The organism is Gillisella taibaishanensis (assembly GCF_001938985.1).
In the GTDB taxonomy this organism is placed as follows: Bacteria; Pseudomonadota; Alphaproteobacteria; order Rhizobiales; family Rhizobiaceae; genus Allorhizobium; species Allorhizobium taibaishanense.
The window spans coordinates 96143-117691 of record NZ_MKIN01000017.1 but is presented as its reverse complement, the minus strand read 5'-3'; the positions used below and the strand labels follow the sequence as shown (position 1 = coordinate 117691).

Here is a 21549-nt window from a genome sequence, read left to right as displayed (position 1 = left end):
GGAGGAGTCATGCCTAAAGACAGACGCGGGCCAAAAGACAGACTCTAGTCTAAGTAGAAATAGAGCGAACGTCTCAGCCTTCCAGTCAAAGCCTTAAGCCTTTCCGGGAACTTGGCCCTCCGAAATCTCTTTATGCCTGACCTCGTGACGATAGCAGGGAGCTTGTCATGCCACCAACCATTCATCTGAGCCTGAACGTCAATGGCGCGATGCACGAATGCGATGTCGAGCCACGGGTAACCCTGCTCGACGCGTTGCGCGACCATCTGCACCTGACAGGAACCAAGAAGGGCTGCGATCAGGGCCAGTGCGGCGCCTGTACCTGTCATGTCGACGGTAAGCGCGTTCTCTCCTGTCTGATGCTTGCGGCCCAGGCCGAAGGGCGCGAGATCGCCACCATCGAAGGGCTTGCCGCTGAAAATGGCGACCTTCACCCGGTCCAGGCAGCGTTCCTCGAACACGATGCCTTTCAGTGCGGTTATTGCACACCAGGGCAGATCATGTCGGCCGTTGCCTGTATCCGCGAGGGCCACACCGGATCGGACGATGAGATCCGCGAATATATGTCCGGCAACCTCTGTCGGTGCGGGGCCTATAACAGCATCGTTTCGGCGGTGCGCGAAGCGGCGGAGGCCAGCCGATGAAGAATTTTTCCTATAGCCGCGCCCAGTCCATCGACGATGCACGCGAAGCGGCCCGAAAGGCCGGCGTTGCCCTGTTGGCAGGTGGCACCAGTCTGCTGGATCTTGCCAAATCTGCAGTGGAAGCCCCTGACGATGTGATCGACATCAGCAGGATTCCGGGGCTGGACGCAATTACCGTAAACGACACCGGCGCCGAAATCGGCGCGCTGGCGAAAATGGCCGCTGTGGCAGACCATCCCGATATCAAGGCGCGCTTTCCGGCAATTGCCCAATCACTGGCGCTGTCTGCCTCGGCACAGTTGCGCAACATGGCAAGCCTCGGCGGAAACCTGATGCAGCGCACCCGCTGCACCTATTTCCGTGACCCCGCAAATTTCGCTGCCTGTAACAAACGGACCCCTGGTTCTGGCTGCTCGGCCATCGGCGGCGTGACCCGCAATCATGCCATTCTCGGCACAAGCGAGGAATGCATTGCCAGCTACCCTGGTGACTTGGCCGTGGCACTGACGGCCTTCGATGCCGTCGTCGAACTTGGCAGCCGCAAGGTTGCCATCGATGATTTCTTCCTGCCCTACGGTGCGGCGCCACATCTGGAAACAGTGTTGCAGCCAGGCGAAATTATCACGGCCATCACGATACCGGCAAGCAAGGCTGCAACCCATTCGATATATCTCAAGGTCCGTGATCGCCAATCCTATGAATTTGCCGCTGCAAGCGCTGCTGTTGGCCTCGACTTCGAGGAGGACGGGCACACGGTTAGGGATATCAGGGTGGCGATCGGTGGTGTCGCCAGCAAGCCTTGGCGCGCACGCGCCGTCGAGCAGGCGCTGATCGGCAAGACCCTTGATGCACGTGCCGTAGAACGGGCGAGCCGGCTCGCCGTCGAAGGCGCCGTCACCCAGGGCGATAATCACTACAAGGTTCATTTGGCGCCGCGCACCATTGCCCGCGCCATCCTCACGCTTGGAGGCATCGCATGACGATCGTAACAGCGCGCAAACATGGGAATGCCGCAGATGGCGCGGTTGGCGGCCGGTTGTCTCGGTTCGAAGGCCAGATGAAGGTCACGGGTGCCGCCACCTACGCGCTCGAATATCCGGCCGAAAATCTCGTGCATGGAGTCTTGGTTCAGGCGACAATTGCCAGTGGCCGCATTGTTTCCATCGACACAGCCGCAGCCGAGGCCGCACCCGGCGTGGTGGCGGTGCTGACACCAAAGGATGATCTTGGGCTGATGACCGCGTCCGACTGGCACGGCAATCGTCCAGACGACACGCCCTATCAGCCTTTCACCGAAGAAGTCGTCTATAACGGCCAGTCCATCGCAGCCGTATTCGCCGCCAGTCGCGAGCAGGCTGCGGAGGCGGCGCGCTTGGTGCGGGTGACCTATGAGGAAAAGCCCGGCGTCTCCAGCCTTGACGACCCGAGAGCGGGCGAGGGCAAGGTTATGGAGAACCTGAATGCCGACTGGGGCGATGCCGAAGCAGCCCTTGCCGCCTCGCCCGTGCGCATCGAGGCGGAATATCGTACACCGCGCGAATATCACGTCGCGATGGAGCCGCATGGCTTGACTGCCCATTGGGAGGGCGATCAACTGACGCTTTGGGAGCCCAGCCAGTGGACCCATGGCATGGCCCGTTCCTATGCGGAGTGGTTCGGCTTGCCGCTGGAAAATGTCCGGATTGTTTCGCCCTTCATCGGCGGCGGTTTCGGTTCCAAGGGCGGCGCGCTCTCCTACGGTGCGGTGGCAGCGGCAGCGGCAAGGCGGCTGGGCCGGCCAGTGCGGCTGGCTGTCACCCGGCCGCAGAATTTTACCAGCTATGGCGGACGTGCCGCCACGCGCCAGACGCTGGCACTGGGCGCAACTAAAGACGGTATTCTCCAAGCCATCGTCCATCGCGGTGCCAGCGAAACCTCAGTCTATATGGATTACCCAGAGCAGACCGGCGCCGCGACACCGATCCTCTACAAGGTCGAGAATTTCAGCTCGCAGCATCGCGTCGTACCGGTCAACACCGTCACACCAGGCGCTTTGCGTGGTCCAGGCAAGAACCCGAGCGCCTATGGAATCGAATGTGCGATCGACGAATTGGCTGTCGCTCTCAACATGGACCCGCTGGAGCTGCGTCTGAAAAATCAGCCCGATCGCGACTATCAGTCCGGGAAACCCTGGTCGACCCGGCATATGCGCGAGGCATTGGTGAAAGGCGCCGAAGCCTTCGGCTGGTCTAAGCGTTCGGCTGCGCCGCGCTCCATGCGGGATGGCCGGCAGTTGATCGGCTGGGGCATCGGCTGCGGCACCTTTCCGGTGATTAGGGCACCCAGCGAAGCGATGATCCGCATCCGCGCCAACGGTCGGGTCGAAGTGGTCAGCGGGGCCATCGACATGGGGCAGGGTACCTATACGATCCTCGCCCAGACGGCGGCGGAAGCGCTGGGCGTACCGGTCGAGCAAATCGATATCGTGCTTGGCGATTCCAACCTGCCGGGATCGGCCATCGCCGGCGGCTCAATGCTGGCGGGCTCGATCACAGGCGCCGTGCACAAGGCAGCACTCGCTGCCCGCGACGAGGTGTTGGCGCTAGCCATCAATGATCCGCAATCGCCGCTGCGCGAAACCGGTGCCAATATCCTGACGCTGAGTGATGGTCGGATCTCGACCACCAGAGGTGAGGGGGGCTCCCTGCCCCTGCCCGAACTGTTGGCGGCGCTGGGCCGCGATGTCATCGAAGTCAGGCGCAACACCCTGCCCGATGACGCTCAGAGCGCTGCCGATCATAAGGGCGCCTGGACCAGTATGGCCCGTGTGCAAGGCCCAACCATGGGCGATCACTCCATGCACAGTTGGAGCGCCCATTTCGTCGAGGTCCGCGTCGACGAGGATTTCGGCACGGTCCGGGTGTCGAGAATGGTCTCGGCCTTCGATTGCGGCCGGCTCTATAATCCGAAGATGGTCGAAAGCCAGTGGCGCGGCGGCATCATCATGGGCATCGGTCAGGCGCTGTTGGAGGAAGGTCTGGTCGACAATCGAAATGGCCGGACCGTCAACGCCAACATGGCCGATTATCTGGTGCCGACCAATGCCGACATTCCTGATATCCAGGTCATTTCGGTCGGCGAGCCCGACTACAATGCCTCAGCACTCGGCGGTAAGGGCGTGGGCGAGGTGGGTATCGTCGGCGTGGCGCCTGCGATCGCCAATGCTGTTTTCCATGCCACCGGCAAGCGCGTACGTGACCTGCCGATTACCCTGGAAAAGCTGATCTGAGGTTATGCCGTGGCGGTGCGCAGAGCAGAAATGTCTTATGCGCATCGCCGCCGCATCGGATGAACAACAGGAAAAACCATGGACAGCCCAGCTTCAAGATTACCGTTGCTGGCGCCGGAACCAGCCTTCATCAGCGACGATCCGGTGGCCGCGCTGCAATTTGCAGCTGACAGCTTTGCTGCAGGACAAGGTGCAGCCATCGCGACGCTGGTGGAGATCCGTGGCGGCTCAGCTCGGGCGCTCGGCGCAATCATGACGATACGGGCCGATGGTCGCTACTGCGGCTTCCTGTCAGGCGGCTGCATTGAGGCCGCCGTCGCAAGCGAAGCGTTGGACGCAATAGACAAGGGCAGGGATCGCCAGGTCCTGTTCGGCGATGGCTCGCCCTTCTTCGACATCACGCTACCCTGTGGTGGCGGCATCACCGTCGCCATCCATGTTCTGCGCGATGCCAACGCCGTGCGCGGCATGCTGGAACGGCTCCGGACCCGCATACCATCAGGCTTGCGTTACGACAGCAACATCGAGACGCTGAGTGTAGTGGCACCACCCGCCCGCAATGGCTGGCAGGACAATGCATTCACCACCATCTACCGGCCGACAATGCGGATAGTCTTGTCCGGACGGACTATCGAGGCCGATATGACAGCGAGACTGGCGGAGGCCGCAGGATACGAACTAAAACGCTACTACGCTGGCCAAACTCAGCCGGACGCTACCCACATCGACGCCGACACCGCCGTAGTGCTGCTGCATCACGACATCGACCTCGAACTGCCCGTGCTCGAAGCAGCGCTTTTGGCTACACCATTCTACATCGGCGCTTTGGGAAGCAAGCGCACCCATGAACGACGCATGCTGAGGCTGCGCGAGCGCGGTCACAGCGAAACCGACATCGCCCGGATCAAGTCGCCTATAGGCCTGTTCAACCGGGCGCGCGACGCAAGGTCGCTGGCACTGTCCGTGCTGGCCGATCTTGCTGCTAGCCGACTGGATCGGTTTGGGTAAGGGCTAGAGGCCGGCTTTATTGTCCGATTCTGGCGTGTGCCCGGGCGCTTGCCTGAGCATGATCCACCCGAGCTAGATATCGTTCCGCGCGCGCTATCGGGTTGTGGAGATACTGATCCGGCCCAAGCATCTTGTTGTCATTGAGGTCGCGTCCATCGAGCAAATCAAACGTTACTTTTTCCAGACGGCAATTCCATCCCGAACCAGATCGTTTTCTCCAACCATTGGTATGGTAGGTTAGCAATCGGTTTCGCAGCGAGTAACCGTGATGATCGAATGCGAGAATACCGTCAGTTACAAAGATATGGTTGCCAGCGAATCCATCACCGGGAATGACTCGCTCGGCGTAAAAATCGTCAAGCACTGCGTCCCGCAAAAACACGCCAGCTAAGATGGCGCAGGCACCATGTCCAAAGAAGATACGATCAGGCAGCGCCCATCGCCGTACGGGATCTCTTTTTATGCCAGGCTTCAGGATGTACAAGGTAGCGTGCCGTTTCGATCGAATTGGTCACCCGATCGTCGGCGATGAACATCTAGAGGTCAAGTGAAGGAAGCGCTGCCAAGCCTGAACCGACCATCATATCAGGCGCTTACACTAATCCCTTAGTTCCATAATCTATCTTATCGCATTTGTGGATTACCCAAATCCATGGCTCCCCATATCACCCTTCACCCGCTATGAATGCCATTAAGATGCGGTGGTCCGAAAAATCCCCTCGCCGGCGCTCCCACGCGCTTCGAAAGGTTGGGTTGTTGTTGAGCTTCGCGAATTCGTCGACGAGGTTTGGAAACTCACGCGGACCGCGCACGGGACTTTTGACCGGATTGTCCGGCTCGAATTGTGAATAGGCAACCCGTGCTCCCGCAAGCAGCAGCGCGGTATAGGCACCGGCCGAAAAACCTGCGACCGACGCCTCACGGCTGATGTTGCCCCCAAGAGCCTGCCGCCAAGAGGTGTCGTTGAGAATGGCGGTGAAATCTGCAGCCCGTTCCCAGAGACAAAGGAAACCCTCGGCTCGGTAAGGTTCGGAACCGGTATTGCCATGATGAACCGGTATTGCCATGATGATTGACTGCCAGAGCGACGTAGCCATGCTGCGCCAGGCGAAAGCCTAGCCATTCTAAGGCTGCGGCCGTTGCGCCCGTCCCGTGCGACAAAAGCACCAGATCCAGAGCTTGGTCGCGCTCCAAGAGATCTGCCTCTGCAACGACGGCCTCTCTCCTGAACCAGGATCCTGACTGGGTAGCGACAGGTGGGGATGGATCGGCCGTGGGATACCATACAGTCCAGGCGAGCGGTCGAGGCCGCGTCCCGTCCCAATTCGGTCTTGTCTCGTCGAAGCTCAGTCCGGTCCTGAAGCCTACCCGCATACAAACCTCCGAGGTCAAGGACGTCGGAACCGCGTCTAATCCTGCGAAGACCGATGGCCAAGAGAACCCTAGATCTTCATCCTGCCATACGCCTTAAACATCCGCCACATGCACCAGCATTCGTGCCGCAATATCGCGCTCCGAGGGATAGCCGAAAGCGTTGTTGATATAGGTGCGCCCGTCTCGCACCAGGCGGCGGTTGAGGTGGCTGTGACCATAGATATGGGTGTGGGCACCGAGCGCCGCGATGCGGCTTTCCAGACGGCTGGAGCCGAGGACGGGATAAAGGAAACGGTATTTTTCCGGCATGCGCTCCGGCATCAGGTCTATCCGCGGCAGGAAGTGCGAGAAAGACAGGACCGAGCTGTAATATCCGGTATCAAGCGTCGGGTTGGCGGCATCGAAGAATTGGCTGACCTCTTCATCGCTGGCGCCGTCCCAGTCGCAGCGGCGATAATCCATCCAGGCCTGCTTGAGGATCGAACCCGGTTCGCCAAACGAATAATCATACCAGCCGAGCAGAGGAACGATGAGCGTGTTGTTGAGTGCTAGAGGCTGCATGCTGATCCCAGCGCGGTGCAGACCTCCTGAATCCGGCTGAACTTGTCGAAAGATGTGCCCTGCCCCTTTTCATCGACCCAGAGATCGTGATTGCCAGGCACGTAAAGGACCTTGGAAAACCGGTTCGCGAACAGTGCCATCACGGTCTCGAAGAGCGCAAGGCCGTTGGCCACATCGCCGGCGACCACAAGAATGTCCTGACGATAGTCTTCGCTGGAGATCTGCCGAAGCCAATCCATGTTCTCGCGATGATCTGCATGGAAGTCTGATCCGACGAAAATGCGCATACGCTCTCCGGGTGGTTCTGTGTTCCTGGAATGAAGTCCAAGGCGGCAAAATTGCGAGTGCCGCCTATACTCACCCCCTAAGATAATCTTTGAAAGGCGAAGCCGGGCAAATCACCAGTTTAACTTGTCCGATTTTAAGTCTTTGAAAAAGTTCCATGCTTTAACCAAAAAAAGTGCCTTATCCGACGTTTTTGTTTTTTAGCGAATCATAAGCTTTGGTATCTTCATCCAGCGAATGAATCGCGGGGTAACGGACATGTTTCCGGGGGCAGATGCTATGTCTATTGATCACTTTCTCAACGAGGATTGGGAAACCTGGGCGCTGGAGCGGGCGCACCGCATCATGGTTCAGGAAGGCGCGAACCTGATGAACGCGGCACAGTGGCTCGACAAGAAGCAGACGATCAAATCCTCTCAGCAATTGCGCAACGCGATCCAGCAGTCCCTGATCGAAGCTCTCGCCTTGCAGGCCTCGTTTGCCTCGCAGGCTGCTTCGTCTCTCGGCCTCTCGTCAGCAATGGTCGACCATCACTGACGTTAGAGAGCCTGCTTGCAATCGCCCGGCATGTCGCGCCGCCGGACGGGTGAGATGCGGGCAGAGGCGTATATTGATCATGCGGGATCGATATCGCCCCTCGCCCAGCACTCCATCGTCTCGGCCATGAAATCCTCAAAACGGCCTTCGGCGATCGATTGGCGAATGCCCTGCATCAGTTCCTGATAGTAGGAAAGGTTGTTCCAGGACAGAAGCATGCCGCCCAGCGCTTCGTTGGAGCGCACCAGATGATGCAGATAGGCGCGGGAATAGTCCCGGGCCGCCGGGCAGGATGACTGTTCATCCAGAGGCCGCATATCTTCGGCATGACGGGCATTGCGGATATTGACCTTGCCGCGTCGGGTGAAGGCAAGGCCGTGACGGCCCGAGCGGGTCGGCATCACGCAATCGAACATGTCGATGCCGCGCGCCACCGATTTCAGGATATCGTCAGGCGTGCCGACGCCCATCAGGTAGCGCGGCTTTTCGCTTGGAAGCACCGGCAGGGTAATGTCGAGCATCGACAGCATCACGTCCTGAGGCTCACCGACCGCGAGGCCACCCACCGCATAACCCTTCAAATCCAGCTGTTTCAGGCCTTCTGCCGAACGGATTCGCAAGGCCGGCTGGTCGCCGCCCTGGACGATGCCGAACATCGCCTTGCCCGGCTGCTCGCCAAAAGCGACTCGGCAGCGCTCTGCCCAGCGCAGTGACATTTCCATGGCGCGCTCGATCTCGCGCGGCTCGGCCGGCAGCGCCACGCATTCGTCGAGTTGCATCTGGATATCGCTGTCGAGCAGGCCCTGGATCTCGATCGACCGCTCCGGCGACATATGGTGCAGGGAGCCATCGATATGGCTCTTGAAGGTTACGCCCTGTTCGTCGAGCTTGCGCAGACCAGACAGCGACATGACCTGAAACCCGCCGCTGTCGGTCAGGATCGGCTGCGGCCAGCGGATCAGTTCGTGCAATCCGCCGAGGCGCGCGACGCGCTCCGGGCCGGGGCGCAGCATCAGGTGGTAGGTATTGCCAAGAATAATATCGGCACCCCCTTCCCTGACCTGATCCAAATACATGGCCTTGACCGTGCCGACCGTGCCGACCGGCATGAAGGCCGGCGTGCGGATCGTGCCGCGCGGCATAGAGACCTCGCCGAGCCGGGCTTTGCCGCTGGTGGCCTTGAGGGTAAAGGTGAACTGCTCGCTCATTATTGTTTGTCTTTCCGGAAGAGCAGGCTGGAATCGCCGTAGGAGTAAAAACGGTAGCCGGTTTCAATCGCATGGGCATAGGCCGCCCGCATGGTCTCAAAACCCGCAAAGGCCGAAACCAGCATGAACAGCGTCGATTTCGGCAGATGGAAATTGGTCATCAGCACATCCACCGCCTTGAAGCGATAGCCGGGGGTGATGAAAATGCCTGTCGCGTCGGACCAGGGATGGATGAGGCCGTCGTCTCCTGCAGCGCTTTCCAGCAGCCGCAGCGAGGTGGTGCCGACGCTGACGATCCGCCCGCCCCGAGCCTTGACCGCGTTCAGGGCAGCGGCCGTTTCGGCTGATACATGGCCGATTTCCTGGTGCATCTTATGGTCATCGGTATCATCGGCCTTCACAGGCAGGAAGGTGCCGGCGCCGACATGCAGCGTCACGAAATGTCGCTCGATGCCAGCCTTGTCCAGCGCCTCGAATAGGGCGGGTGTGAAATGCAGACCGGCGGTCGGAGCGGCCACGGCCCCCTCCTCGCGCGCATAAATCGTCTGGTAATCCATGCGGTCCTGGCCGTCTTCCGGCCGCTTGGCGGCGATATACGGCGGTAGCGGAATATGGCCGACGGTGGCGATCGCCTGATCAAGATCAGGCCCAGACAGATCGAAGGCGAGATCGATTTCGCCCGCCTCGCCCTTCTCGGCCACGGTGGCAACCAGCTCGCCCAGCATGCAGGCATTGTTGTCGGAACCGCCAAAGGTGATGCGGTCGCCTTGCTTGATGCGCTTGCCCGGCCGAGCAAACGCCTTCCAGCGGTTGGCGGCCACCCGCATATGCAGCGTGCACGAGACCGCCGTGCGCTCGGCGCCGTCGCGCAGGCGAAAGCCCTCGAGTTGCGCCGGGATCACCTTGGTGTCGTTGAAAACCAACGCATCGCCAGCCTTCAGGAAGGACGGGAGATCGTAGACATGCGCCTCCTGCAATTGCGGATCCTCATCCGGGCGCACCACGAGAAACCGCGCATGATCGCGCGGATTGGCCGGGCGCAGCGCAATGTTTTCCTCGGGAAGATCGAAATCGAACAGGTCTACACGCATGATTTTTTGCTGGGGACTCGTATGGGATGGAAACGCGAAAACCCGCCCCGTCGCGAAAGCGCCGGAGCGGGCTGATAAAAGCGCCGAAATCAGACGTCGGCAGCGACCTTCATCGAGACGATCGAATCGGGATCGGTAACCGGCTCGCCCTTCTTGACGGCGTCGATCACGTCCATGCCTTCGATGACCTGACCCCAGACGGAGTACTGCTTGTTCAGCCAAGGGGCATCGGTGAAGCAGACAAAGAACTGCGAGTTGGCCGAGTTAGGGCTCTGCGAACGAGCCATGGAGCAGGTGCCGCGCACATGCGGGGTAGCCGAAAATTCAGCCTGCAGGTCCGGCTTGTCGGAACCACCCATGCCGGCCCTTCCAGGGTTGAAGCTTTCGCCGCCCTTCTTGCCGAACTTGACGTCACCGGTCTGAGCCATGAAATCGGGAATGACGCGGTGGAAGACGACGCCGTCATAGGCACCTTCGCGCGACAGTTCCTTGATACGGGCGACATGGCCGGGGGCCAGGTCCGGGAAAAGGCTGATGACAACCTTGCCCTTGGTGGTTTCCATGATGATGGTGTTTTCCGGATCCTTGATCTCAGCCATGGTCTTCTCCTTGGTCGCTATTTTCTAGGTTATTGTGTACTGGCGCGGACTGTTATTTCTTTCCGAGGCTGACCTTAATCATCCGGTCGGGATCGCTGACTTCGCCATTCGAGCCCTGCCCGCGCTTGATCTTATCGACAAATTCCATGCCCGAGACAACCTTGCCGACTGCCGTATACTGGCCGTTCAGGAAGCTGCCATCGGCAAACATGATGAAAAACTGCGAATTGGCCGAGTTCGGATCCTGCGAGCGGGCCATACCGACTGTGCCCCGCACGAAAGGCGTCTTGGAAAATTCGGCCGGGATATTCGGCAGCTTGGAGGCGCCGGTACCAGCGCGGCTCTTGTCGAAGCCGTTCTTCATGTTGCCATACTGCACGTCACCGGTCTGAGCCATGAAGCCTTCGATAACACGGTGAAAGGCGACATTGTCATACTGGCCCTGCTGTACCAGCGTCTTGATCTGCGCAACATGCTTGGGTGCAACTTCAGGCATCAACTGCACGACGACAGGGCCGTCCTTCAGCTGGATGGTAATGAAATTATCACCAGACGCTGCAGATTGCGCCATGGCGCTGCCGGCGAGGGTGGAAAGTGCGAGCAGGCCCGCGAAAGCAAGAGACATGAGTTTCATGGAGACTCCGTAATTTCTCGGATCGGCTCAGGCTTTGAGCCGGGATTGCAAGGCCCGCGACACAGGCGCGGGAACAAAGGCGCTGACATCACCGCCCATAGCGGCGATTTGCCGGACCAATGTGGCCGTTATAGGCCGCGAGGCGGAGCCGGCGGGCAGGAAAACGGTTTGCAAATCGGGCGCCATCTGTCGGTTCATACCGGCAAGCTGCATTTCATAATCAAGATCCGACCCATCGCGCAGACCGCGCACCAAAAGCGTGGCGCCGTGATCGCGGGCGGCATCGACAGCGAGACCATCGAAGGCCACCACTGAGATATCCCCTGCCCGCTCCGGCAGCGTGTCGCCAAGACTGGCAGCAATCAATTCCGCGCGCTCGTCAAAGCTGAACATCGGCACCTTACCCGGATGAATGCCCACCCCGACCACGACCTTTGGCGCAACATTCAGGGCCTGGACCAGAACATCCAGATGACCATTGGTCATGGGATCGAAAGATCCCGGATAAAAAGCAATCGTCATCGTCATGCCCCAGACCGTCACGCCCCAAATCGTCCCACAAGCCGCGCGCCGACATTAATTGGCCAGCAAGGACTGATGGTGGCCTTTTGTCACGGACGGCTCTGATCCGCAAGCGCTTCCGCGGTCTGTGAAGCCGCCCCGCCGGACTGGCTCAAGCTTTTTGTTTCTGCGCATCTCCGGACGGAAAGCCAGTCCCACCTTCCCTGGAAATGCTGTGGCTTTGTTCATCTTTAAGGCAGGCTTGCCCCATGAACGGCGTATGAACGTCGCATTCAGACCAGCTTCAAGGCGGCGGGTTTATACAGAGGTCATGTTCAACGACGAGGCAGAAAGAACAGACAATGCTTGCAGTTCTTTTAGTCGTCGCAAGTGTAGCCGGTTTCTTTCTTGAAAAACTATTCGCCTGGTTCGAAGAACATAACGAGGAGTGCTTCGCCTATCTCGCCCAACAGATGAACGGCAGATGAACGGAGTGTTAAGGGCAGCTTCAGCACCACTTTTATAGAAAGAGTGCACTGCTCACTGGAACAAGACGCAGTTGCAGCCATTACCGCTGCAACTCACCCGTCAAAACGAAGGACGAATTCAATGGTTGACAAAGTTACGATGATTAACCTGGTTTGGACTGCCCTGATCGGCGCTATGCTGGCTACGAGCATCGGCTTTCACATGAATGAAGACCAGAAGACGGCGTCCAACTTCCGCTCCTCGATTTCGCAGCCCTACCACAGCGCCAGCCGCTGATAGGGAACTAAAGCGCGGGATGATTCGTTGAGGTGTGGAAGTGACGATTAAGCACAAAGGAAGACAAGATGTTCTTGGTTCTCTGCGTGTTCTCGGCTGCTACCAGCGCGATGTTTGTCCAGTCTGTCGTTTCGACGATCTCTGCGCTTCGCCGTGAGCAAGACGATTTAAAGTCCCTGCTGAAATATTCGGTTTGATTGGGACTTCTCATGAAAAACGCCTCGCCTTCCGATAAGAAGGCGAGGCGTTTTGCGTTTGATGAAAAAATGATTTATCGGCAGACATCAAGGAAACAGCTGAAACAAATCCTCAGACGTGGACAGACGTCTCACGCTGCTTGGCAAGTTCAGCCAGATCGGCCGCCTTCAGCTCTACCGATTCCCCGCAGCCACAGGCCGAGGTCTGGTTCGGGTTGCGGAAGGTGAAACCAGAGCGCAGGGTCGTGTTTTCGAAATCGATCTCCGTGCCCAGCAGATAAAGCACAGCAGCCGGCTCGAGCCAGACAACGGCGCCGTCGCGCTCGATCCGATCATCCCTAGCGTTAGGTTCGGTCACGAGGTCGATGGTATATTCCATCCCCGCACAGCCGCCCTTCTTGATGCCAACGCGAATGCCCTTCGCATCGGGACCGGAATTTTCAACGATTTCCTTAACACGAGCGGCGGCCGCATCGGTCATGGTCATGATTGCAAAGCCCATGGGCTTGCCTCCTTTTCACATCCGGGTTCAAGGTCCGGAGCTTTACAAAGCAGTTCACTTTTACTGTAGTCGGCAGCCCGTCTTTCGACAAGCCGCTGTATTAAAAGGTCAGTACCAGCCGATGGCGACCTGCGCCTCTTCGGACATGCGATCAGGGGTCCATGGCGGGTCGAAGGTCATTTCGACCTGAACGCCCGAAACACCTTCGACGGCGCCCACGGCATTTTCCACCCAGCTCGGCATTTCGCCAGCAACAGGGCAACCTGGCGCCGTCAACGTCATCATGATCTTCACCATGCGGTCATCCTCGATGTCGATCTTGTAGATCAGGCCGAGTTCGAAAATATCCGCTGGGATTTCCGGGTCATAGACCGTCTTCAGAGCTGAGATGATGTCGTCGGAAAGACGCGCCACTTCCTCTGGCGGAATGGCGGTATGGACGATGCCCTCGCGCACATCAGGCTTTTCCTCGGTCTTGCTCACACTGTTATCGCTGGCACTCATGATGTCATCCTCAGCCGAAGAAGCTCTTGGCATAGTCAAGCGCTTCTACCAGCGCATCGATCTCTTCACGGGTATTATATAGGCCAAATGAGGCCCGGCAGGTAGAGGTCACGCCAAAGCGTGACAGCAAAGGTTGCGCACAATGGGTGCCGGCCCGCACCGCGACGCCGCGGCGATCAATGACCATCGATACGTCATGGGCATGAATGCCCTTGAGTTCGAAGGAGAAAATCGCCCCCTTACCCGGCGCATTGCCGTAAATCTTCAGAGAATTGATCGCCGAAAGCTGCTGATGCGCATAGGCCGTCAAATCCGCCTCATGGGCAGCAATCGCGTCCCGCCCAAGACCTTCGATATAGTCAAGGGCATAGCCAAGCCCGATCGCCTGGACGATCGGCGGCGTTCCCGCCTCGAAACGATGCGGCGGCTCGTTATAGGTGACGATATCCTCTGTCACGTCGACGATCATCTCGCCGCCGCCCATGAAAGGCTGCATTTCTTTCAGCCGCTCCATCTTGCCGTAGAGCACGCCGATGCCGGACGGACCATAAAGCTTATGGCCAGTCATCACATACCAGTCGCAATCGATGTCTCGGACATCGACCGGCATATGCACCGCGCCCTGGCTGCCATCGACCAGAACGGGAATGCCGCGTTCGCGAGCGATTCTGCAAATTTCTTTGACCGGAATCACCGTGCCGAGCGCGTTCGACATGTGGGTCACGGCGATCAGCTTGGTCTTCTCCGTTAGCCGCTTTTCGAATTCTTCGATGTGGAAGGCGCCATCGTCGTCGACGGGCACCCAGACCAGCTTGGCGCCCTTGCGCTCACGCAGGAAATGCCACGGCACGATATTGGAGTGATGCTCCATGATCGTCAGCAGGATTTCGTCATCTTCGCCGATTTCCTTCATGCCGTAGCCATAGGCGACCGTGTTGATCGCCTCGGTCGAGGACTTGGTGAAGACCACCTCGTCTACCGATCCGGCATTCAGAAAGCGCCGCACCTTCTCACGGGCACCTTCATAGGCATCGGTGGCGGCATTCGACAGGAAATGCAGGCCGCGATGCACATTGGCATATTCGTTGGCATAGGCATGGCTGATCGCATCGATCACCGCCTGAGGCTTCTGCGCAGAAGCGCCATTGTCGAGATAGACCAGCGGCTTGTCGCCATGCACCTTGCGCGACAGAATCGGGAAATCCCGGCGCACCGCCTGCACGTCATAGGCCGGAACCGGCCGTGCCACATCAATCGTCATAGCTGATAAACTCCATGAGCGAGCCGTCAGGATCGCGGAAATAGAGGCTGGTGCCCTCGCCCTTGGCACCGAAGCGGCGGACCGGACCCAATTCGATGGCGACCCCAGCCGACTCGAGATGAGCCTTTGCCGCTTCAATTGGCCCGAGCCAGCGAAAGCAGAGATCGCTATTGCCCGGCATGACCGGATTGCGAGCAACGGGCGCCCCGATGGCGCCCGGTCCGTGCACATTCAGCTGTTGTTCGCCAAAGCGAAAAATATAGGCACCATTCGGTCGAGCAATCGCCTCAGCCCCGATCACTTTGGTGTAGAAGTCGCGCGCCCGTTCCCAGTCGGAAACATGGATCACGGCGTGATCGAGACTGACGGGAAGATCAGCCATGGGCCTCCAGCCAGTTGGAAATCACCCCTTCGAGCGCGGCGACCAGCGCCTCGTCTTCGAGCTCTTCCACAAGTTCGGCGACGAAAGCCTGGATCAGCAGGCCACGGGCCGGCTTCTGCGGGATGCCGCGCGCCATCAGATAGTAGAGATGGGTGTGGTCGATGTCGGCAACCGTCGCACCATGGGCGCACTGGACGTCATCGGCGAAGATTTCCAGCTCCGGCTTCACCGAAAACTCGGCGTCGTCAGACATCAGCAGCGTATTGCAGGCCATGCGTGCATCGGTCTTCTGAGCATCGGGCGCAACCCGGATCTGGCCCTGAAACACGCCGCGTGCGCGGTCGAACACCACATTGCGGATCACTTCCGTCGAGGTCGTGTTCGGCACATCGTGGCCAAGCGTCATCGTCACGTCAGTATGGGTCTCGCCACCCAACAAATTGACGCCGCGCAGCGTGAAGTCCGAACCCTCGCCTGCCGTGCGCACATGAATTTCCTGGCGCACCAGCTTGCCGCCGGCATTGATGATGAACAGTCGCAGCTTGGCATCAGCACCGAGCACAACCTTTATCTGGCCGAGATGGGTGTCGGCCGGGCCCTGCTCCTGCACGATGACCCAGGTCACCTCTGCACCATCGGCAAGGGTGAGGTCGCTGACGCTGGAGATGAGACCGGCCGTCTTGCCGGAGTTGCGGTGCCGCTCGACAACCGTCGCCTTCGATGCTGCGCCGAACGTTGCAATGAACCGGCCGTGGCTTTGACCGCCGCCCTGATGGGCCTGCAGCTCGATGATCCGATCCAGTGTGGCATTATCAGCCACGCTGAGGCGATAGCCGTCACGCACGAAGCTGCCATTGACACGACCAATCGCATCGTCTTTAGAAAAAGCCAGGAGATCGGCCGCAGCCGTTCCGTCCTTCAGGCTCTCGCCGTAAGCCTTGATCGTCACTCCCTGCAGCGCGCTGACATCCCGGCTGACGCCCTGGCGCAGTTCAAGCACCCTCGCCGTCTCGACCAGCGGGGCAATAGCTTTTGACGGCGTAACCGTCTCGGCCTCGGGAATGGCCCGCAGCAGCGTCTTAAGGTCGGTATAATGCCAAGCCTCGACCCGGCGGGTCGGCAGGCCTGCCCGCTTCAATTCGTCGAATAGCACATCACGGGCGCCGAGAACGGCTCCGTCACCTGGCAGATCGCCAAGTTGTGCCGTATAGGCTTCGACCAGCGCAGCCTCGGCCGCGCTCGGCCGATTGGCAGCTTGAATGTTCATGGCAAGACTCCTCTTCCCAGCCGATCAGGCCGCTTCGCCGATGATATCGGCATAGCCATTGGCTTCCAGGTCGAGCGCCAGGCTCTTGTCGCCGGTCTTGATGATCTGGCCCTTGTAGAGCACGTGAACCGTATCCGGCACGATATAATCGAGCAGGCGCTGGTAATGGGTAATGACAATCACTGCCCGGTCCGGCGACTTCAGCGCGTTGACGCCATCGGCAACGATCTTTAGCGCGTCGATGTCGAGGCCGCTATCGGTTTCGTCGAGAACGCAAAGCTTCGGCTCGAGCAGCGCCATCTGCAGGATCTCGGCGCGCTTCTTTTCACCACCGGAAAAGCCGACATTGAGCGGACGCTTCAGCATGTCAGGATTGATCTTCAGTTCGGCGGCCGCTTCCTTGACCCGACGCATGAAATCAGGCGTCGTCAGTTCCGCTTCGCCGCGCGCCTTGCGCTGCTCGTTCATCGCCACCTTCAGGAACTGCATGGTGGCAACGCCGGGAATTTCGACCGGATACTGGAAGGCGAGGAAAATGCCCTTGGCAGCGCGCTCTGCCGGATCCAGTTCCAGGATGCTTTCGCCGTTATAGAGGATCTCGCCCTCGGTCACTTCATAGTCAGAGCGGCCCGACAGAATGTAGGACAGCGTGGACTTGCCCGAGCCGTTCGGGCCCATGATCGCAGCCACTTCGCCGGCCTTGACCGTCAGGTTCAGGCCACGAATGATTTCCGTGCCATCTTCCGCGATCCGGGCGTGCAGGTTTCTGATTTCAAGCATGTTCCGTTCCTTCATATGGCGGGTTTCAAGGACCCGCATATTCAATCTTGTTTCGACAAAGCATGCGCTACTCTCAAGGCACGAAGCGCTGCGTCACCACGATATTGCCGACAATGTGCCGGTTGAATTCTTCCAATTCCTCAGCAGGAACCCAAAGCTCCTCATGCTCGCGACCGCCGACGACCTGCTTTTCGAATTTCGACACATAGACAGCATCAACTTCGAATTTCGTCACAAACCCCTGCCGCGAACCAGTCTTTGTGTTCCAATCCCGTGCAATCTGGGCTGCATAGTCCTCGTTGGTCACCGGATAAAATATCTGCTGATCCGGGAGGCGGGGTGGAAACGCTTTCCACCCGCTCTCCTCGATAAGTTTCAATTCTTCCAGTCCGACAGGACGAAACAGCACGACCGTTCGGGTCATTACCCCACAGACCCCTCCAGCGAAATCCCGATTAGCTTTTGCGCTTCGACCGCAAATTCCATCGGCAGTTCCTGGATGACTTCGCGCACGAAACCGTTGACGATCAGGGCAATCGCCGCCTCCTGCGGAATGCCGCGCTGCAGGCAATAGAACAGCTGGTCCTCCGAGATCTTCGACGTCGTCGCTTCATGCTCAAACTGAGCAGAAGAATTCTTCGCCTCGATATAGGGCACGGTATGGGCGCCGCATTTGTCGCCGATCAGCAGGCTGTCGCACTGGGTGAAATTGCGGGCGTTCTCCGCCTTGCGATGGGCCGAGACCTGACCGCGATAGGTATTGCTGGAAAAGCCGGCCGAGATGCCCTTGGAGATGATCCGGCTCGATGTATTCTTGCCGAGATGGATCATCTTTGTGCCGCTATCGACCTGCTGATAGCCGTTGGAGACGGCAATCGAGTAAAACTCGCCGCGCGAGCCATCGCCGCGCAGAATGCAGGATGGATATTTCCAGGTAATCGCCGAGCCGGTCTCGACCTGCGTCCAGGAGATCTTGGAGTTCTTGCCGCGGCAATCGCCACGCTTGGTCACGAAGTTGTAGATGCCGCCCTTGCCGTTCTTATCACCCGGATACCAGTTCTGGACGGTGGAATATTTGATTTCGGCATCGTCCAAGGCAACGAGTTCGACCACGGCGGCATGCAGCTGGTTTTCATCGCGTTGCGGCGCGGTGCAACCTTCCAGATAGGAGACGTAAGCTCCTTCTTCAGCAATGATCAGCGTGCGCTCGAACTGGCCGGTGTTCTTTTCGTTGATCCGGAAATAGGTGGACAATTCCATCGGGCAGCGAACGCCCTTCGGGATGAACACGAAGGACCCATCCGTAAAGACGGCCGAATTCAGCGTGGCATAGTAGTTGTCGGTCACAGGAACGACCGAGCCGAGATACTTCTGCACCAGATCGGGATATTCGCGCACAGCTTCCGAGATCGACATAAAGATCACGCCGGCCTTCATGAGTTCGGCTTTGAAGGTTGTAACGACGGAAACCGAGTCAAACACGGCATCAACGGCGATCTTCGACGTCTGGACACCGGCCAGAATCTCCTGCTCGCGCAGGGGTATACCGAGTTTTTCGTAGACCTTCAGAAGCTCCGGATCGACATCATCAATCGACGTTGGGCCTGCCGTACTTTTCGGCGCCGCATAATAATAGATGTCGTTGAAGTCGATCTTCGGATAGTCGACGCGGGCCCAGGTGGGCTCCTCCATCGTGAGCCAACGCTTATAGGCGTCGAGACGCCATTGCAGCATCCAGTCCGGTTCGTTCTTTTTCGCGGAGATGAAACGGACGATATCTTCCGACAGACCCTTCGGGGCCTTGTCGACTTCGATCATCGTTTCAAAACCGTACTTGTACTGATCGACGTCGATCTGGCGGACCTGATCGATCGTTTCTTGTACAGCAGCCATGTCGTTCTCCAATCTCGCCGGGTCCAAGGTCCGGCAGCTTGTCAACGTTTAGCGGGGATCCGCTCTCATATAGGAATTAGGGAGGAATATTCATCCCCAACCCGGGTTTATTGCGCCTATTCAGGCGATATTCTTAAGCGGCACGGCCGCCTGCCGCTGCACTTGCCTGCCGGCGTCCGGCAATCTTGCCAAAAACCGCGACGACCCGCTCGATCTCGGCCAATGTCGTGGCCGTTCCGATCGATAGTCGCAGACCACCAACGCCTGCATCAAGCCCCATGGCCGTCAGCACATGGCTTTGCCCGACCTTGCCCGAAGAACAAGCCGCACCAGCCGAAAGAGCGACACCTTCGAGGTCGAAAGCAATCTGTCCGGTCTCGGCTTTCAACCTCGGCAGCGTAAAGAAACTCGTATTCCCGATACGACGTTCCCCCGCGCCATGGATCACCAGATCGTCAGCCATGCTGCGCATGCCTTTTTCCAGAGCATCCCGCAAGGCCGCAATCTCTAAATTGCGATTTATCAAGTCGTTTGTCGCATATTCTGCGGCTGCGCCAAAGCCGGCAATCGCGGCCAGATTTTCCGTGCCGCCGCGATGACCCTTTTCCTGGCCGCCGCCCTTCACGAGCGGCTCCGGCATCAGCGCTTCGCCACGAGCGATCACCGCACCAGCGCCTTTCGGACCACCAAGCTTATGGGCCGACAGGATCAGGAAATCCACATCGAGCGCTGCCATGTCGATGGCAATGCGGCCAGCAGCCTGCACGGCATCGACCAGCAGCAAGCCACCCTTCTGCCGCACCAGTTTCGCCACGGCCTCGACCGGTTGAATGATTCCCGTCTCGTTATTCGCCAGCATGACGGCGACCAGCGGCATACCAAGCTCTGCTGGATGATCGGCCAGCAAAGCGCCGAGCGCGTCGAGATCGACGACGCCCGCCCGCGTTACAGGAATTTCGACGATGCAGTCGGGCGCAAACCGGCCGCCCTGACGCACTGCCGGATGCTCGATAGCGGACACATAAACCCGCCCGATGGTGAGCAGCGACCGCCCCATCCGGTAACGCGGCGACAGCACGAAATTGGCGGCCTCGGTTGCTGTCGCTGTAAAGATGACATGCGCAGGATCAGCACCCACCAGGCCGGCGACCTGGCGTCTCGCCTTTTCCACCAGCGTTCGAGCGGCTCTGCCCTCACCATGAACAGACGACGGATTGCCCGGCATTGACAGAGCGGCCAGCATGGCATCGCGCGCTTCTTCGAGCAGCGGCGCCGTAGCGTTCCAGTCCATGTAGATGCGGTCGATCATCGTCTTTTCGGTTTGCCTTCCTGGCTATTTCTAGTGGTTTCGGCAGCGCTCTGCTCGTTCGGATCCGTCAGCGAGCGCATGAAACGCATGGCGCGACGAGGCAAGGTGCATTTTCCTTGAAATTTCGACCTCGCCTGTCCTATGACACTTTCAACGACGGAACGATCCATAATTTTCGAATGGTTCTAAACTGGGTTTTAGGAAAGCTGAGTACTGCCGTCAAGTCATCTTGCGACGGGCCACGGGTACGAACGCAAAAAAACACACCCAAAAACACACCAAAACCGGAGTATTCATGCCCGAAGTGATTTTCAATGGACCTGCAGGTCGCCTGGAAGGCCGCTACCAGCCCTCGAAGGAAAAGAGCGCGCCGATCGCGATCATCCTGCATCCGCATCCGCAATTCGGCGGCACGATGAACAACCAGATCGTCTACCAGCTCTTCTACATGTTCCAGAAGCGCGGCTTCACCACCTTGCGATTCAACTTCCGCAGCATTGGCCGCAGCCAGGGCGAATTCGACCACGGCGCTGGCGAACTGTCGGATGCGGCGTCCGCGCTTGATTGGGTGCAGAGCCTGCATCCCGATTCGAAGAGCTGCTGGGTGGCCGGCTATTCCTTCGGTTCCTGGATCGGCATGCAGCTCTTGATGCGCCGGCCTGAAATCGAAGGCTTCATTTCGGTCGCGCCGCAGCCGAATACCTATGACTTCTCCTTCCTCGCCCCCTGCCCCTCGTCCGGCCTGATCATCCATGGCGATTCCGATAAGGTCGCACCGGAAAAGGACGTACAGGGCCTGGTCGACAAGCTGAAGACCCAGAAGGGCATTCTGATCACCCAGAAGACCATCCCCGGCGCAAACCACTTCTTCAACGGCCATGTCGAGACGCTTATGGCGGAATGCGAAGACTATCTCGACCGCCGCCTGGAAGGCGAACTGGTACCGGAACCGGCCGCAAAACGCCTGCGCTGAGCCTGC

General features: G+C 58.9%; 25 protein-coding genes. 7 read left to right on the top strand and 18 right to left on the bottom strand.

The features are described from left to right. The first annotated feature begins 167 nt into the window (after nt 1-167). The 4 genes from BJF91_RS02165 to BJF91_RS02150 all read left to right on the top strand — a co-directional run bounded on the left by BJF91_RS02165 (nt 168) and on the right by BJF91_RS02150 (nt 4920). Nucleotides 168-644, top strand: a complete 477-nt coding sequence (locus BJF91_RS02165; protein ID WP_075612842.1) for a (2Fe-2S)-binding protein — start codon at nt 168-170, stop codon at nt 642-644. Beyond that, nucleotides 641-1624 carry an FAD binding domain-containing protein gene (locus BJF91_RS02160; RefSeq protein ID WP_075612841.1) on the top strand — a complete coding sequence of 328 codons (984 nt, stop codon included), beginning with the start codon at nt 641-643 and terminating at the stop codon, nt 1622-1624. The genes BJF91_RS02165 and BJF91_RS02160 overlap by 4 nt, the downstream gene beginning before the upstream one ends. Further along, nucleotides 1621-3912 carry a xanthine dehydrogenase family protein molybdopterin-binding subunit gene (locus BJF91_RS02155; RefSeq protein ID WP_075612840.1) on the top strand — a complete coding sequence of 764 codons (2292 nt, stop codon included), beginning with the start codon at nt 1621-1623 and terminating at the stop codon, nt 3910-3912. Before BJF91_RS02160 ends, BJF91_RS02155 begins: the two co-directional genes overlap by 4 nt. A gap of 78 nt (nt 3913-3990) precedes the next feature. After that, nucleotides 3991-4920, top strand: coding sequence for an XdhC family protein (locus BJF91_RS02150; protein WP_075612839.1), 930 nt, complete (start codon nt 3991-3993; stop codon nt 4918-4920). Nucleotides 4921-4936: 16 nt separating this feature from the next. On the opposite strand, the gene BJF91_RS02145 is transcribed toward BJF91_RS02150, so the two are convergent. From BJF91_RS02145 to BJF91_RS25225, 4 genes are all read right to left on the bottom strand, one after another. Continuing rightward, on the bottom strand, nt 4937-5404 hold the full coding sequence (locus BJF91_RS02145; RefSeq protein ID WP_075612838.1) for a hypothetical protein: 468 nt from the start codon (nt 5402-5404) through the stop codon (nt 4937-4939). 181 nt (nt 5405-5585) lie between these two features. Further along, entirely contained in the window at nt 5586-6017 is a 432-nt protein-coding gene (locus BJF91_RS24940) for an alpha/beta hydrolase (RefSeq protein WP_075612837.1), read from the bottom strand. A 370-nt stretch (nt 6018-6387) separates the two neighbouring features. After that, nucleotides 6388-6855 (bottom strand): metallophosphoesterase family protein, encoded by a 468-nt coding sequence (locus BJF91_RS25230; RefSeq protein ID WP_234801518.1) that lies wholly within the window; start codon nt 6853-6855, stop codon nt 6388-6390. Continuing rightward, nucleotides 6843-7142 (bottom strand): metallophosphoesterase, encoded by a 300-nt coding sequence (locus tag BJF91_RS25225; protein ID WP_234801517.1) that lies wholly within the window; start codon nt 7140-7142, stop codon nt 6843-6845. The genes BJF91_RS25230 and BJF91_RS25225 overlap by 13 nt, the downstream gene beginning before the upstream one ends. Before the next feature lie 277 nt (nt 7143-7419). On the opposite strand from BJF91_RS25225, the gene BJF91_RS02130 reads away from it, so the two are divergent. Beyond that, nucleotides 7420-7677: a hypothetical protein gene (locus BJF91_RS02130; protein ID WP_075612836.1), complete on the top strand. Its 258-nt coding sequence runs from the start codon at nt 7420-7422 to the stop codon at nt 7675-7677. Nucleotides 7678-7754: 77 nt separating this feature from the next. Here BJF91_RS02130 and tgt read toward each other — a convergent pair whose 3' ends face one another. From tgt to coaD, 5 genes are all read right to left on the bottom strand, one after another. Further along, complete coding sequence (tgt, locus tag BJF91_RS02125) at nt 7755-8885, bottom strand: tRNA guanosine(34) transglycosylase Tgt (RefSeq protein WP_075612835.1); 1131 nt, start codon at nt 8883-8885, stop codon at nt 7755-7757. Beyond that, the gene (gene queA, locus BJF91_RS02120) at nt 8885-9976 is read right to left on the bottom strand and encodes a tRNA preQ1(34) S-adenosylmethionine ribosyltransferase-isomerase QueA (RefSeq protein ID WP_075612834.1); all 1092 of its coding nucleotides are present in this window, start codon (nt 9974-9976) and stop codon (nt 8885-8887) included. Before queA ends, tgt begins: the two co-directional genes overlap by 1 nt. A gap of 89 nt (nt 9977-10065) precedes the next feature. Beyond that, on the bottom strand, nt 10066-10575 hold the full coding sequence (locus BJF91_RS02115) for a peptidylprolyl isomerase (RefSeq protein ID WP_075612833.1): 510 nt from the start codon (nt 10573-10575) through the stop codon (nt 10066-10068). Nucleotides 10576-10627: 52 nt separating this feature from the next. After that, the gene (locus BJF91_RS02110) at nt 10628-11209 is read right to left on the bottom strand and encodes a peptidylprolyl isomerase (RefSeq protein WP_075612832.1); all 582 of its coding nucleotides are present in this window, start codon (nt 11207-11209) and stop codon (nt 10628-10630) included. Nucleotides 11210-11236: 27 nt separating this feature from the next. Beyond that, the gene (coaD, locus tag BJF91_RS02105) at nt 11237-11731 is read right to left on the bottom strand and encodes a pantetheine-phosphate adenylyltransferase (RefSeq protein WP_075612879.1); all 495 of its coding nucleotides are present in this window, start codon (nt 11729-11731) and stop codon (nt 11237-11239) included. Between the two features lie 588 nt (nt 11732-12319). Here coaD and BJF91_RS24935 point away from each other — a divergent pair. Beyond that, nucleotides 12320-12475, top strand: coding sequence for a hypothetical protein (locus tag BJF91_RS24935; RefSeq protein ID WP_162843822.1), 156 nt, complete (start codon nt 12320-12322; stop codon nt 12473-12475). A gap of 309 nt (nt 12476-12784) precedes the next feature. On the opposite strand, the gene sufA is transcribed toward BJF91_RS24935, so the two are convergent. From sufA to BJF91_RS02060, 9 genes are all read right to left on the bottom strand, one after another. Further along, a complete protein-coding gene (gene sufA / locus BJF91_RS02100) occupies nt 12785-13174 on the bottom strand; it encodes a Fe-S cluster assembly scaffold SufA (RefSeq protein WP_075612831.1) in 390 nt (129 codons plus the stop codon). A 108-nt stretch (nt 13175-13282) separates the two neighbouring features. Next, nucleotides 13283-13678, bottom strand: coding sequence for an SUF system Fe-S cluster assembly protein (locus BJF91_RS02095; RefSeq protein ID WP_075612830.1), 396 nt, complete (start codon nt 13676-13678; stop codon nt 13283-13285). Between the two features lie 10 nt (nt 13679-13688). Beyond that, nucleotides 13689-14939, bottom strand: a complete 1251-nt coding sequence (locus BJF91_RS02090; RefSeq protein WP_075612829.1) for a cysteine desulfurase — start codon at nt 14937-14939, stop codon at nt 13689-13691. Beyond that, the gene (locus tag BJF91_RS02085) at nt 14929-15321 is read right to left on the bottom strand and encodes a VOC family protein (RefSeq protein WP_075612828.1); all 393 of its coding nucleotides are present in this window, start codon (nt 15319-15321) and stop codon (nt 14929-14931) included. Before BJF91_RS02085 ends, BJF91_RS02090 begins: the two co-directional genes overlap by 11 nt. Continuing rightward, nucleotides 15314-16588: a Fe-S cluster assembly protein SufD gene (gene sufD / locus BJF91_RS02080; RefSeq protein ID WP_075612827.1), complete on the bottom strand. Its 1275-nt coding sequence runs from the start codon at nt 16586-16588 to the stop codon at nt 15314-15316. The genes BJF91_RS02085 and sufD overlap by 8 nt, the downstream gene beginning before the upstream one ends. Before the next feature lie 24 nt (nt 16589-16612). Continuing rightward, complete coding sequence (gene sufC, locus BJF91_RS02075) at nt 16613-17368, bottom strand: Fe-S cluster assembly ATPase SufC (RefSeq protein ID WP_075612878.1); 756 nt, start codon at nt 17366-17368, stop codon at nt 16613-16615. A 73-nt stretch (nt 17369-17441) separates the two neighbouring features. Continuing rightward, the gene (locus BJF91_RS02070) at nt 17442-17792 is read right to left on the bottom strand and encodes a hypothetical protein (protein ID WP_075612826.1); all 351 of its coding nucleotides are present in this window, start codon (nt 17790-17792) and stop codon (nt 17442-17444) included. Next, on the bottom strand, nt 17792-19261 hold the full coding sequence (gene sufB / locus BJF91_RS02065; RefSeq protein WP_075612825.1) for a Fe-S cluster assembly protein SufB: 1470 nt from the start codon (nt 19259-19261) through the stop codon (nt 17792-17794). Before sufB ends, BJF91_RS02070 begins: the two co-directional genes overlap by 1 nt. A gap of 133 nt (nt 19262-19394) precedes the next feature. Continuing rightward, nucleotides 19395-20570 carry a cysteine desulfurase family protein gene (locus tag BJF91_RS02060; protein WP_075612824.1) on the bottom strand — a complete coding sequence of 392 codons (1176 nt, stop codon included), beginning with the start codon at nt 20568-20570 and terminating at the stop codon, nt 19395-19397. A gap of 295 nt (nt 20571-20865) precedes the next feature. Between BJF91_RS02060 and BJF91_RS02055 the strand changes: the two genes are divergently transcribed. Next, nucleotides 20866-21543 (top strand): alpha/beta hydrolase, encoded by a 678-nt coding sequence (locus tag BJF91_RS02055; RefSeq protein WP_075612823.1) that lies wholly within the window; start codon nt 20866-20868, stop codon nt 21541-21543. The last annotated feature ends 6 nt before the right edge of the window (nt 21544-21549 follow it).

What these genes read in the sequence shown, in the direction of transcription:
- BJF91_RS02165 (WP_075612842.1), top strand. Translation starts at nt 168, where the DNA reads ATGCCACCAACCATTCATCTGAGCCTGAACGTCAATGGCGCGATGCAC.
- BJF91_RS02160 (WP_075612841.1), top strand. Translation starts at nt 641, where the DNA reads ATGAAGAATTTTTCCTATAGCCGCGCCCAGTCCATCGACGATGCACGC.
- BJF91_RS02155 (WP_075612840.1), top strand. Translation starts at nt 1,621, where the DNA reads ATGACGATCGTAACAGCGCGCAAACATGGGAATGCCGCAGATGGCGCG.
- BJF91_RS02150 (WP_075612839.1), top strand. Translation starts at nt 3,991, where the DNA reads ATGGACAGCCCAGCTTCAAGATTACCGTTGCTGGCGCCGGAACCAGCC.
- BJF91_RS24940 (WP_075612837.1), bottom strand. Translation starts at nt 6,017, where the DNA reads ATGGCTACGTCGCTCTGGCAGTCAATCATCATGGCAATACCGGTTCAT.
- BJF91_RS25230 (WP_234801518.1), bottom strand. Translation starts at nt 6,855, where the DNA reads ATGCAGCCTCTAGCACTCAACAACACGCTCATCGTTCCTCTGCTCGGC.
- BJF91_RS25225 (WP_234801517.1), bottom strand. Translation starts at nt 7,142, where the DNA reads ATGCGCATTTTCGTCGGATCAGACTTCCATGCAGATCATCGCGAGAAC.
- BJF91_RS02130 (WP_075612836.1), top strand. Translation starts at nt 7,420, where the DNA reads ATGTCTATTGATCACTTTCTCAACGAGGATTGGGAAACCTGGGCGCTG.
- tgt (WP_075612835.1), bottom strand. Translation starts at nt 8,885, where the DNA reads ATGAGCGAGCAGTTCACCTTTACCCTCAAGGCCACCAGCGGCAAAGCC.
- queA (WP_075612834.1), bottom strand. Translation starts at nt 9,976, where the DNA reads ATGCGTGTAGACCTGTTCGATTTCGATCTTCCCGAGGAAAACATTGCG.
- BJF91_RS02115 (WP_075612833.1), bottom strand. Translation starts at nt 10,575, where the DNA reads ATGGCTGAGATCAAGGATCCGGAAAACACCATCATCATGGAAACCACC.
- BJF91_RS02110 (WP_075612832.1), bottom strand. Translation starts at nt 11,209, where the DNA reads ATGAAACTCATGTCTCTTGCTTTCGCGGGCCTGCTCGCACTTTCCACC.
- coaD (WP_075612879.1), bottom strand. Translation starts at nt 11,731, where the DNA reads ATGACGATTGCTTTTTATCCGGGATCTTTCGATCCCATGACCAATGGT.
- BJF91_RS24935 (WP_162843822.1), top strand. Translation starts at nt 12,320, where the DNA reads ATGGTTGACAAAGTTACGATGATTAACCTGGTTTGGACTGCCCTGATC.
- sufA (WP_075612831.1), bottom strand. Translation starts at nt 13,174, where the DNA reads ATGGGCTTTGCAATCATGACCATGACCGATGCGGCCGCCGCTCGTGTT.
- BJF91_RS02095 (WP_075612830.1), bottom strand. Translation starts at nt 13,678, where the DNA reads ATGAGTGCCAGCGATAACAGTGTGAGCAAGACCGAGGAAAAGCCTGAT.
- BJF91_RS02090 (WP_075612829.1), bottom strand. Translation starts at nt 14,939, where the DNA reads ATGACGATTGATGTGGCACGGCCGGTTCCGGCCTATGACGTGCAGGCG.
- BJF91_RS02085 (WP_075612828.1), bottom strand. Translation starts at nt 15,321, where the DNA reads ATGGCTGATCTTCCCGTCAGTCTCGATCACGCCGTGATCCATGTTTCC.
- sufD (WP_075612827.1), bottom strand. Translation starts at nt 16,588, where the DNA reads ATGAACATTCAAGCTGCCAATCGGCCGAGCGCGGCCGAGGCTGCGCTG.
- sufC (WP_075612878.1), bottom strand. Translation starts at nt 17,368, where the DNA reads ATGCTTGAAATCAGAAACCTGCACGCCCGGATCGCGGAAGATGGCACG.
- BJF91_RS02070 (WP_075612826.1), bottom strand. Translation starts at nt 17,792, where the DNA reads ATGACCCGAACGGTCGTGCTGTTTCGTCCTGTCGGACTGGAAGAATTG.
- sufB (WP_075612825.1), bottom strand. Translation starts at nt 19,261, where the DNA reads ATGGCTGCTGTACAAGAAACGATCGATCAGGTCCGCCAGATCGACGTC.
- BJF91_RS02060 (WP_075612824.1), bottom strand. Translation starts at nt 20,570, where the DNA reads ATGATCGACCGCATCTACATGGACTGGAACGCTACGGCGCCGCTGCTC.
- BJF91_RS02055 (WP_075612823.1), top strand. Translation starts at nt 20,866, where the DNA reads ATGCCCGAAGTGATTTTCAATGGACCTGCAGGTCGCCTGGAAGGCCGC.